Raw genomic sequence first — 12164 nt, forward strand, 5'->3', positions numbered from 1 at the left:
CGTCAATGAGTGTACGCGTTTGCCGTGTGGCAACGGAAATTTTGCGCGCTTTCTGTTATTCTTGCCGCGCATTTGCATGATTAACCAGAGGCTTCACATCGTTTATGTCCGGCTGGCAACGAATTTACTATAAATTACTGAATTTACCATTACGGGTGCTGGTAAAAAGCAAGTCTATTCCCGCAGAACCTGCTCAGGAATTAGGGCTGGATACCTCGCGTCCTATTATGTATGTCCTGCCTTATAACTCGAAGGCAGACCTGCTGACGCTGCGCGCCCAGTGCCTCGAGCACGATTTACCTGACCCGCTCGAACCGCTGGAAATCGACGGTGCTCTGCTGCCGCGCTACGTCTTCATCCACGGCGGCCCGCGTGTATTCACCTATTACACGCCGAAAGAAGAGTCCATCAAGCTGTTCCACGACTACCTGGATCTGCACCGTAACCATCCTGACCTGGACGTGCAAATGGTGCCGGTGTCGGTGATGTTCGGCCGCGCGCCAGGACGTGAGAAAGGCGAAGTGAACCCGCCGCTGCGCATGCTGAACGGCATTCAGAAATTCTTCGCCGTGCTGTGGCTGGGACGTGACAGCTTTGTCCGCTTCTCCCCGCCGGTGTCGCTGCGCAGAATGGCTACCGAGCACGGTACCGATAAAATTATCGCCCAGAAACTGGCACGTGTCGCGCGTATGCACTTCGCCCGCCAGCGTCTGGCGGCCGTCGGCCCGCGCCTGCCCGCGCGTCAGGACCTGTTCAACAAGCTGCTGGCCTCAAAAGCCATCGCCCGTGCGGTGGAAGATGAAGCGCGCAGCAAGAAAATCTCCCACGAGAAAGCACAGCAGAACGCCGTCGCGCTGATGGAAGAGATCGCGGCTAACTTCTCCTACGAGATGATTCGCCTGACCGACCGCGTGCTCGGGTTTACCTGGAACCGTCTGTATCAGGGGATCAATGTCCATAACGCCGAGCGCGTGCGTCAGCTGGCGCATGAAGGGCACGAAATTGTCTACGTGCCGTGTCACCGTAGCCATATGGACTACCTGCTGCTCTCCTACGTGCTGTATCACCAGGGTCTGGTGCCGCCGCACATCGCCGCCGGTATCAACCTGAACTTCTGGCCAGCAGGCCCGATATTCCGTCGTGGTGGCGCCTTCTTTATTCGCCGTACCTTTAAGGGCAATAAGCTCTATTCCACGGTGTTCCGCGAATATCTCGGCGAGCTGTTCAGCCGCGGTTACTCGGTTGAGTACTTCGTGGAGGGCGGGCGTTCCCGTACCGGCCGTCTGCTGGATCCGAAAACCGGCACCCTGTCGATGACCATCCAGGCCATGCTGCGCGGTGGGACTCGTCCGATTACGCTGGTACCGATCTACATCGGCTACGAGCACGTCATGGAAGTGGGAACTTACGCCAAAGAGCTGCGCGGCGCGACCAAAGAAAAAGAGAGTCTGCCACAGATGCTCCGTGGTCTGAGCAAGCTGCGTAACCTCGGTCAGGGCTATGTGAACTTCGGTGAACCGCTGCCGCTGATGACCTACCTGAACCAGCATGTTCCGGAATGGCGCGAATCCATCGACCCGATTGAGGCCGTACGCCCATCGTGGCTGACGCCGACGGTGAACAACATTGCCTCCGATCTGATGGTGCGCATCAACAACGCCGGCGCGGCGAACGCCATGAACCTGTGCTGCACCGCGCTGCTGGCCTCTCGTCAGCGTTCACTGACCCGCGAACAGCTGACGCAACAGCTGGAATGCTACCTCGATCTGCTGCGTAACGTCCCGTACTCCCCGGACGCGACCACGCCGACGGCTACCGCCAGTGAGCTTATCGACCACGCGCTGAAGATGAACAAGTTCGAAGTCGAGAAAGACACCATCGGCGACATCATCATTCTGCCGCGCGAGCAGGCGGTGCTGATGACCTACTACCGCAACAACATCGCGCATATGCTGATGCTGCCGTCGCTGCTGGCGGCGATTATCACTCAGCATCGTCGCATCAGTCGTGCGGAAGTGCTGCGTCATGTTGAGATGTTCTATCCGCTGCTGAAGGCTGAGCTGTTCCTGCGCTGGGAGAAATCCGAGCTGGCGGGCGTGCTTGATGCGCTGACGGCGGAAATGCAGCGTCAGGGGCTGATTGTCCTGAAAGACGATGAGATCAGTATCAACCCTTCTCACTCTCGTTCCCTGCAGCTGCTGGCCGCAGGCGCGCGTGAAACGCTCCAGCGTTATGCCATTACCTTCTGGCTGCTGAGCGCGAACCCGTCGATTAACCGCAGTTCACTGGAGAAAGAGAGCCGGACCGTGGCGCAACGTCTGTCGGTTCTGCACGGTATCAACGCACCGGAGTTCTTCGATAAAGCGGTATTCAGTACGCTCGTGCTGACGCTGCGTGACGAAGGCTATATCAGTGATACCGGCGATGCCGAGCCGGAAGAAACGCTGAAGGTCTACCAGATGCTGGCAGCGCTGATCACGTCGGACGTGCGTTTGACGATTGAAAGCGTTACCCAGGATGATGCGTAACGATTAAGCGTGGATGTTCTCTTCCCGGCTGGTGCTACCGCCTAGCACCAGCCGGGAATATCCTATGCCAGCCTATGCCAGATAGCTCATTGCCAGCCCAAGAAACAGCACCAGCCCAACATAGTTATTGTTCAGAAACGCTTTGAAGCAGCCGTCGCGTTCGCGTCGGGCAATCAGCTTCTGCTGCCAGAAAAACAGCCCTGCCGCGATAAACAGTGACCAGTAAAACTCCCACTGCAGCCCGTTCAGCCAGCCGACAGCGGCCATCAATACCAGCACGCCAATCTGCAAAATACCGATAATCAGGCGGTCATGTTCACCAAACAGAATCGCCGTCGATTTGATGCCGATTTTGAGGTCATCGTCCCTGTCGACCATCGCGTACTGGGTGTCATAAGCCACGGCCCACAGGATATTGGCGAGGAACATCAGCCAGCAGCTCAGCGGCAACGCTTCGCTGACCGCCGAGAAGGCCATCGGAATGGACCAGCCAAACGCCGCCCCCAGCACCACCTGCGGCAGATGGGTGTAGCGTTTCATAAACGGATACACCCACGCCAGCGCCAACCCTGCCACCGACAGCAGAATAGTCATGGTGTTTAAGGTCAGTACCAGCAAAAATGACAGCAGCACCAGCACCGCAAACAGCACCCGGGCCTCTTTTTCCGAGACATCGCCGCTGGGCAACGGACGGTGGGCGGTCCGCTTAACGTGACCATCAAATTTGCGGTCGGCATAGTCGTTTACCACGCAGCCAGCGGCGCGCATCAGCCAGACGCCGGCAACAAAAACGGCCAGGATCCATAAGGGCGGGATCCCCGGCGTGGCGACCCACAGCGCCCACAGCGTCGGCCACAGCAGCAACAGCGCGCCAATCGGTTTGTCAGTACGCATCAGGCGATGAAACGCCAACAGCTTGTTCTGCGTCAGACTCCTCTCCATTTTCTCTTCCTCTTAATACAACGGCGACGCCGGCAGAAAAAGCTCGGTCAGCAGCAGCGGTTTGCCGCTCAGACGCAGGCGGGAACGACGTCCCCATAGCTCTGCATAACGCCCAATTTCAATAAAATCACGAGTTAATGTCGATGATGTGAACAAATAACGCCCCAGCGGCGTCTGGCCGAGTTGCTGTAAGGCCAGCTCGGGGCCGCACAGTGTCGACTCTGGCACAATGGTCCGCCCGGCAAGCCAGGGTTCGCCATCGGCACAAAGGATAATTTCCCGCAGCCAGTAGCGCGCCTCATCGGGCAACAGCGTCTCTTCACCCACCAGCGCCTCACGCCCGACGAAACCTTCGTTCACCATGCTCACGCTGACTTTTTTCCCCTGCTGCTCAAAACGTTTGGTCATTGAGTCTTCCAGCAGCAGCCAGTCGCGCAGGTGCGGTTCCAGCGGGGGCATAGCGGCAAAATAGCGCAACGCACGCAATTGCGTAAGCGCAGGATGTGACATGCCTGATTCTCCGTTACAGAACGTAGCCGCATTGTATCGCAGAATAGGGCATTCGGGGCGGGCAAAGCGTCAAGATACGATCATCGGCGTAACAGCCATGCAACAGCAGCCACTACGCGATAAAAAAAGGTGCGCCCAGGCGGACGCACCTAAAGGCTGTGCCTAAACATCAGCATTGTGGGGAGACGATCACCCCTTGCCTTTTACACTGCTGATAAAGGTGGAACGCGCTGATTTCGAGCCAAGACGCTCGGCTTCGTTCATCAATTTGAGGGCTTTATCGATATCACCTTTCGCAACAGCCTGTTTGATGCCGTTGTTAAAGTAAGTTTCGGTGTCGTCCAGCATCGGCTCGCTCTTCGCAGCTGGCGCGGCAACTGGCGCAACCACCGGTGCTACCGCTGGTGCGGCTGCCGGGGCGCTATAGACCGGTGCCGCCGTATTTCCTACGGTCACCGGACCTGGGCCAGAGGAACCAAACAGCGGGCCAACCAGCACGCTGGAGCCAGAAGAGGTTTTCACCTTCAGGCTGACGGTACCGTCAGTTACGTGTCTGGCGATCGGATCCGGAATATCCGGTACCGCATTGCCGGTACCTTTAGCGTAGGCTTTCGCCGGATCGATTAATTTGGTGGTTTGCTGCAGATCCTGCGGGGTGGTAAAGACCAGCACATAAATTTTCTGTTGTCCCAGCGCCGGCGTCAGGCGCATCACGCCTTCCAGACGGTCGGAGCTCATGACACCTGGTTCAAGATAGGTGAAGTAGCTGCTGGGAAAGAATGCCGATGGGGTTAAATTCTGGTCAAGAATCAGGACGTTCGGTGCAAACACGCTGGTTTGCTTATTCACTTCGCTGGTTAACGTAATATTCAGTTCACCGATATTCGCCGGAACGCTATAGGCAGCAACCGGGCCGGAAATACCAGGGACATTCAGCGGCTGGCCGGCAATGGCGAGCTTGGTGGTTTGGGTTTTAGATTGATCGACCGGGGTCCAGGTTAACTGCTGTAACGCGGAGGCCGGGATCGACGGCGCTGCAGAGGTATTCTGCGGCACGAAATTGACATCAGCAAAACTGACTGCGGGTACGCTGGCAAGCAGGCCGGCGGACAGGCAGAGGGCAACGAGACTTTTCTTCATTTTCATTGTTATCACCTCAATTCCGATGGCCAAGCGGTAGCCAGGCAATAGCCCGCTGGGCCGAAAACAGAGGGGCTTACGCCCCTCTTTTGGTCACTACAGGTTGGTTTCGATTACCACCAGATTTCCATCTGGGCACCGAAGGTCCACTCGTCGCTGTCGCCACGGCTGAAGGTTTTGGCGCTGGTGTCGTTGTACGCTACACCGTTGTCATAGCCCCATTTCTCATCCCACTTGGCGTAGGTTGCGAACAGACGGATAGCCGGACGGGACCAGATGCTGTCGCCTGCCTGCCACTGTTGCGCCAGGGTAATTTTGTACTGGCTGTTACGATCGCCGGTACGCTGAGATTTGACGTTGTCGTAGCCGACTTCCATCAGGGTGCTCATGATCGGTGTCCATTTGTACATAGGACGTACGCCGACGGTCCACCACTGGGTACCGTTGTTGTTGTCGCGGTCGATATCCTGATACATACCGACGTACATCAGATCCCAATCGTCAGCCAGGGAGATCGCACCGTGGTCCAGCACACGCCACATGGAGCCATCGTTATCGATGCTGCCGCCCTGCGGAATGCCTTTACCGTTGGAGGTCATGGCGTCAGTTGCATACTGCAGTACAAACTTGTTGTAGCCTTTCAGCATGCTTTGCGTGTGTTCAGCAGTCAGCATCCAGCCATCTTTCGAGGCGTCCGGCTGCAGGTAGTAGTCGTCTGGAATGTTGGTGTGACCGTAGTCAACACCCAGCTCCAGAGTACCGCCCGGGTTGATTTCCATACCGGCTAAACGGACGTCGAAGACGTCGTTCGGGACGATATTGTCGTAAATACGGTTACCCTGCGCATCACGGTCAGCGAAGGTCGCGGAGCCGCCGGATTCAGAAGAACGGGTTGCTGCCAGAGAGAGTTTACCGAAGCCCAGATCGATGTTTTCGATACCAGCACCAGGACCAGAGATATCCCAGTAGTAGAAGTCGATCATGTGAACGTCATGACGCTGGTAGAAGCGCTTACCGGCCCAGATGGTGGAACCTGGCAGCCATTCGATCAGGTTTTTACCCTGCACGTTGGCTTCACGGAATGCCGGGCTGGTGGATTCCCAGTCGTTTTGCTGCGATACGGAGTAGGCAACGTTAGTATCGAAGTAGAAGCTCTTATCACCTTCTTTCCATACTTCCTGGCCCAGTTTTAATTCCGCATAGGTTTCACATTCGTTACCCAGACGGTATTTACTTTGAGCACCGGTTGCCTGGAAGCACTGCTGTTCGCCGCCGCTACCGGTCCAGCCGATACCAGAACGAGCATAACCGTGGAAATCGACAGCCAGCGCCTGAGCAGACATAACGCCTGCTGCGACGGCTACCGCCAGTGGAAGTTTGCGCAGAGTAATCATCATTCTATCTCCTGAGATCATTGCTTTTCTTTGAACACTTTGCCCATCGTGATGCCGCCTGGTGGCATCGCTTTGGGTTCGTGCTTTTTTTTAATGGGAAGCCTTACACGCCCGGCTCTTTATGCAACCGACGACACGCCGTACCATCCTCACGGAATAAATGGCAGCGCTCTGGTGGCAAACCGATAGCGAATGTGGCTCCCTCTTTTACCAACACCACGTCATTCTGGCGGTACACCAGGTTCTGACGGATGGCGGGGATCTGGATATGAATTTGTGTTTCGTGACCAAGCTGCTCAACCACCTGGACCACCCCTTCGAGGGTCACGTCGGCGATATCGCTGGGCAACAGATGTTCCGGACGGATACCCAAGGACATATTCGCGCCAACCTGTACGTGGGCGCTGTCCACCGGTAACCAGACTTGCTGACGGTTCGGCAGTTCTACCTGAACCTGTTCAATGGCGGTGGCGGTGACTTTCACCGGCAGGAAGTTCATCTTTGGCGAACCAATAAAGCCCGCAACAAAGCGATCGGCCGGGTAGTGATACAGCTCCAGCGGTTTCCCGACCTGGGCAACGCGACCGGCATCCAGCACCACAATCTTGTCGGCGAGGGTCATCGCTTCGACCTGATCGTGGGTAACGTAAATCATCGTGCGCTCAAGGCGCTTGTGCAGACGGGAAATTTCGATACGCATCTGCACACGCAGTGCGGCATCAAGGTTTGAGAGCGGTTCGTCGAGCAGGAATACGCGCGGCTCGGCGACCAGGGTACGCCCGATCGCCACACGCTGACGCTGGCCACCGGACAATGCTTTTGGCTTACGCTCCAGCAGATGCGCCAGCTGCAGCACCTCCGCCACCTGAGTCACTCGTTGATTAATCAGATCTTTTTTGGCACCGGCCAGCTTCAGGCCGAAAGACATGTTTTCCGCGACGGAAAGATGGGGGTAAAGCGCATAGGACTGGAACACCATTCCGATACCGCGTTCAGCGGGCGGGATATCGTTCATTCGCGTATCGCCGATAAACAAATCACCGCTGGTTATGGTTTCCAGCCCGGCAATCATACGCAGCAGAGTGGATTTGCCACAGCCCGATGGCCCGACAAACACCACGAACTCCCCTTCCTGGATGTCGAGATTGATATCTTTCGACACCACCACGTCACCCCAGGCTTTCGTTATATTTCGCAGCTGTACGCTCGCCATCCCCATCTCCCTTCGTTACAACCTGTCACTAAACGACATATTCAAGATGGGTTGACTATGCGGCATTCATTAATTGGGTGAATCCTCCACCCCTGCCTTTTTTATGGGGGAGGAGGCGGGAGGATGAGAGATTACCCCTCGCGGCAAGGGGGGGCCGGGCAAAGTCATTTTCGTGATGGAGGTTGCAAAAATGGCCGTGTTTTTATGTGCTCCAGGACTCATTACTGGCATTTCTGCAAGCCAGATCACACAAACCACGGGTGGGGCGTAGACATAGGGAGGATGGAAAGGGGTTGTTAAAAAAGGAAACTCATCACCGTTAAGCCACCTAAGTGTATCCACGAGCACATCACCAAAAAGGACTGGTATATGAAAATCAAAACCGGCGCCCGCATCCTCGCATTGTCTGCATTGACGACGATGATGTTTTCCGCCTCTGCCCTCGCCAAAATTGAAGAAGGTAAGCTGGTTATCTGGATTAACGGCGATAAAGGCTATAACGGTCTCGCCGAAGTGGGTAAGAAGTTTGAGAAAGACACCGGCATCAAGGTTTCCATCGAACACCCGGATAAGCTGGAAGAGAAATTCCCGCAGGTTGCCGCGACCGGTGACGGCCCGGATATCATCTTCTGGGCACACGACCGCTTCGGTGGCTATGCACAATCCGGCCTGCTGGCTGAGATCTCCCCGGACAAAGCTTTCCAGGACAAACTCTATCCGTTCACCTGGGACGCCGTACGCTATAACGGCAAACTGATCGCTTACCCAATCGCGGTTGAAGCGCTGTCGCTGATTTACAACAAAGATCTGGTACCGAACCCACCGAAAACCTGGGAAGAAATTCCGGCTCTGGATAAAGAACTGAAAGCGAAAGGTAAGAGCGCGCTGATGTTCAACCTGCAAGAACCGTACTTCACCTGGCCGCTGATTGCTGCTGACGGTGGCTATGCGTTCAAATTTGAAAACGGCAAATATGATGTCAAAAACGTCGGCGTGGACAGCCCAGGTGCGAAAGCCGGTCTGACCTTCCTGGTTGACCTCATCAAGAACAAACACATGAACGCTGATACCGATTACTCCATCGCGGAAGCGGCCTTTAACAAAGGCGATACCGCGATGACCATCAACGGTCCGTGGGCGTGGTCGAACATCGATAAGAGCAAGGTTAACTACGGCGTGACTCTGCTGCCAACCTTCAAAGGCAAAGCGTCTAAACCGTTTGTTGGCGTACTGAGCGCCGGTATCAACGCCGCTAGCCCGAACAAAGAGCTGGCGAAAGAGTTCCTCGAAAACTACCTGCTGACCGACCAGGGTCTGGATGAAGTGAACAAGGACAAACCGCTGGGCGCAGTAGCACTGAAATCCTTCCAGGAAAAACTGGAAAAAGATCCGCGTATCGCTGCCACCATGGCGAACGCCCAGAACGGCGAAATCATGCCGAACATCCCGCAGATGTCCGCCTTCTGGTATGCCGTACGCACTGCCGTTATCAACGCAGCTAGCGGTCGTCAGACTGTCGATGCCGCGCTGAAAGATGCACAGTCTCGTATCACCAAGTAATACGATTTCCCTTATTTCTTAGGAAATACGGTTTATTGAATACGTTGTTACACGAAACCATTCGCGCTACATCGCGGCGGTAAGGATGAAAATCCCCAGGAGCTTACATGAGTAAGTGACTGGGGTGCGCATCCGCAGCCAACAAAGAGGTAGCGCGAAGGATAAAGTGTAAAGAGGATGATCCCCATGGATGTCGTGAAAAAGAAACACTGGTGGCAAAGCCCGCAGCTGACATGGTCTGTGATTGGCTTGCTGTGCCTGCTGGTGGGTTACCTTATCGTTTTGATGTATGCCCAGGGGGAGTACCTGTTTGCCATACTGACGCTGATTTTAAGCTCTGCTGGCCTGTATATTTTCACCAACCGTAAGGCCTACGCCTGGCGTTATGTCTACCCTGGCCTTGCCGGAATGGGGCTGTTCGTCCTGTTCCCACTGATTTGCACCATTGCTATCGCTTTCACCAACTACAGCAGCACTAACCAGCTGACCTTTGAACGTGCCCAGCAGGTGCTGATGGACCGCTCCTTCCAGGCTGGTAAGTCCTACAACTTTGCGCTTTACCCGACGGGAGATGAGTGGAAACTGGCGCTGACCGACGGTGAAAGTGGCAAAAACTATCTGTCCGACGCCTTTAAATTCGGCGGCGAGCAGAAGCTGGCCTTAAAAGAGGCTGACGCCCTGCCAGAAGGCGAGCGCGCGACGCTGCGTGTGATTACGCAAAACCGTACCGCCCTGAACCAGCTGACCGCCGTGCTGCCAGACGACAGCAAAGTGATCATGAGTTCCCTGCGTCAGTTCTCCGGTACCCAGCCGCTGTATGCCCTGGCGGACGACGGCACCCTGACCAATAACCAGAGTGGCGTCAAATATCGTCCGAATAACGACGTCGGCTTCTATCAGTCCATCAATGCAGACGGGAGCTGGAGCGCTGAGAAACTCAGCCCGGGCTACACCGTCGGCATCGGCTGGGACAACTTCACTCGCGTCTTTACCGATGAAGGGATCCAGAAACCGTTCTTCGCCATCTTCGTCTGGACCGTGGTCTTCTCGGTACTGACCGTGATTCTGACCGTGGCGGTCGGCATGATCCTCGCCTGCCTCGTCCAGTGGGAATCACTGAAGGGCAAAGCGATTTATCGTGTGCTGCTGATTCTGCCTTACGCCGTACCGTCGTTTATCTCGATTCTGATTTTCAAAGGGTTGTTCAACCAGAGTTTTGGTGAGATCAACATGATGCTCAGCGCGCTGTTCGGCATCAAACCGGCCTGGTTCAGCGACCCGACCACAGCACGGACGATGATCATTATCGTCAATACCTGGCTGGGCTATCCGTACATGATGATCCTGTGCATGGGCCTGCTGAAAGCGATCCCTGACGACCTGTATGAAGCCTCGGCGATGGACGGCGCAGGCCCGTTCCAGAACTTCTTCAAGATTACGCTGCCGCTGCTGATCAAGCCGCTTACGCCGCTGATGATTGCCAGCTTCGCCTTTAACTTTAACAACTTCGTTCTGATTCAGCTGTTGACCAACGGCGGTCCGGACCGCCTCGGCACCACCACACCGGCCGGCTATACCGACCTGCTGGTGAGCTATACCTACCGCATCGCCTTTGAAGGCGGCGGTGGTCAGGACTTCGGTCTGGCGGCCGCTATCGCCACGCTGATCTTCCTGCTGGTGGGCGTGCTGGCGATTGTGAACCTGAAAGCCACACGCATGAAATTTGATTAACTGGAATAGCCAGACGTCACGGGCTTGCCAGCCCAACACTGGCAAGCCAAATAGTCTGGGGCGGCGTTAAGGAGTAGAAAATATTATGGCTATGGTACAACCCAAATCTCAGAAGCTGCGTCTGTTCACTACGCACCTCCTGCTACTGATTTTTATCGCGGCGATTATGTTCCCGCTGCTGATGGTTATCGCCATCTCGCTGCGTGAAGGTAACTTCGCCACCGGGAGCCTGATCCCGGAACAGATCTCCTGGGAACACTGGCGTCTGGCGCTGGGCTTTAGCGTCGAACATGCCGACGGTCGCGTCACCCCGCCACCGTTCCCGGTTCTGCTGTGGTTGTGGAACTCAGTGAAAGTGGCCGGCATTACCGCCATCGGCATCGTGGCGCTCTCCACCACCTGCGCCTATGCCTTCGCCCGTATGCGCTTCCCGGGCAAAGCCACGCTGCTTAAAGGGATGCTGATTTTCCAGATGTTCCCGGCAGTCCTGTCGCTGGTGGCGTTATACGCGTTGTTTGACCGTCTCGGCCAATATATTCCGTTTGTCGGCCTGAATACCCACGGCGGCGTGATCTTCGCCTATATGGGCGGTATCGCGCTGCACGTCTGGACCATTAAAGGCTACTTCGAAACCATTGATGGCTCGCTGGAAGAAGCGGCGGCGCTGGATGGTGCGACACCGTGGCAGGCTTTCCGTCTGGTGCTGCTGCCGCTGTCGGTACCGATTCTGGCGGTGGTGTTTATTCTGTCGTTCATCGCCGCGATTACCGAAGTGCCGGTGGCCTCGTTGCTGCTGCGTGACGTCAACAGCTACACCCTGGCGGTCGGTATGCAACAGTATCTCAACCCGCAGAACTATCTGTGGGGCGACTTTGCCGCGGCGGCGGTACTCTCCGCCATCCCGATTACCGTGGTCTTCCTGCTGGCGCAGCGCTGGTTGGTTAATGGCCTGACGGCGGGTGGAGTGAAAGGTTAAGTTTCATCGTTATTGACCCTGAGAAATCATGGGTCACCCGCCCCAAATTTCAGAGGGGATGGACTGCGGTACACGACCCCAACCGGGTACAGCAGTCCATCTCCCCCTGAAAAAGTAAGGCAAATGCCACTGCAATCCTCAACTGGACCCTACATAAATTCAATTTTGTG

9 protein-coding genes are annotated in these 12164 nt (G+C 55.8%); 4 read left to right on the plus strand and 5 right to left on the minus strand.

From position 1 onward, the window contains the following. Positions 1-104: 104 nt before the first annotated feature. Positions 105-2528, plus strand: a complete 2424-nt coding sequence (gene plsB, locus ACMYSN_RS13355) for a glycerol-3-phosphate acyltransferase (protein WP_462495175.1) — start codon at positions 105-107, stop codon at positions 2526-2528. Between the two features lie 72 nt (positions 2529-2600). On the opposite strand, the gene ubiA is transcribed toward plsB, so the two are convergent. From ubiA to malK, 5 genes are all read right to left on the minus strand, one after another. Next, positions 2601-3470: a 4-hydroxybenzoate octaprenyltransferase gene (ubiA, locus tag ACMYSN_RS13360; protein ID WP_462495176.1), complete on the minus strand. Its 870-nt coding sequence runs from the start codon at positions 3468-3470 to the stop codon at positions 2601-2603. A 12-nt stretch (positions 3471-3482) separates the two neighbouring features. Then, entirely contained in the window at positions 3483-3980 is a 498-nt protein-coding gene (ubiC, locus tag ACMYSN_RS13365) for a chorismate lyase (protein WP_123757735.1), read from the minus strand. 189 nt (positions 3981-4169) lie between these two features. Beyond that, positions 4170-5126: a maltose operon protein MalM gene (gene malM, locus ACMYSN_RS13370; RefSeq protein ID WP_123757734.1), complete on the minus strand. Its 957-nt coding sequence runs from the start codon at positions 5124-5126 to the stop codon at positions 4170-4172. Between the two features lie 107 nt (positions 5127-5233). Next, on the minus strand, positions 5234-6517 hold the full coding sequence (locus ACMYSN_RS13375; protein ID WP_123757733.1) for a maltoporin: 1284 nt from the start codon (positions 6515-6517) through the stop codon (positions 5234-5236). A gap of 100 nt (positions 6518-6617) precedes the next feature. Further along, complete coding sequence (malK, locus tag ACMYSN_RS13380; protein ID WP_123757732.1) at positions 6618-7727, minus strand: maltose/maltodextrin ABC transporter ATP-binding protein MalK; 1110 nt, start codon at positions 7725-7727, stop codon at positions 6618-6620. A gap of 369 nt (positions 7728-8096) precedes the next feature. Here malK and malE point away from each other — a divergent pair, with 369 nt between their 5' ends. From malE to malG, 3 genes are all read left to right on the plus strand, one after another. After that, positions 8097-9287 carry a maltose/maltodextrin ABC transporter substrate-binding protein MalE gene (gene malE, locus ACMYSN_RS13385; RefSeq protein ID WP_462495177.1) on the plus strand — a complete coding sequence of 397 codons (1191 nt, stop codon included), beginning with the start codon at positions 8097-8099 and terminating at the stop codon, positions 9285-9287. Between the two features lie 186 nt (positions 9288-9473). Next, entirely contained in the window at positions 9474-11018 is a 1545-nt protein-coding gene (gene malF, locus ACMYSN_RS13390) for a sugar transporter permease (protein WP_462495178.1), read from the plus strand. 85 nt (positions 11019-11103) lie between these two features. After that, positions 11104-11994, plus strand: a complete 891-nt coding sequence (gene malG, locus ACMYSN_RS13395) for a maltose ABC transporter permease MalG (protein ID WP_462495179.1) — start codon at positions 11104-11106, stop codon at positions 11992-11994. Positions 11995-12164 lie beyond the last annotated feature (170 nt).

This window comes from Klebsiella sp. R445, from assembly GCF_051131755.1.
Classification (GTDB): domain Bacteria; phylum Pseudomonadota; class Gammaproteobacteria; order Enterobacterales; family Enterobacteriaceae; genus Klebsiella; species Klebsiella lignicola.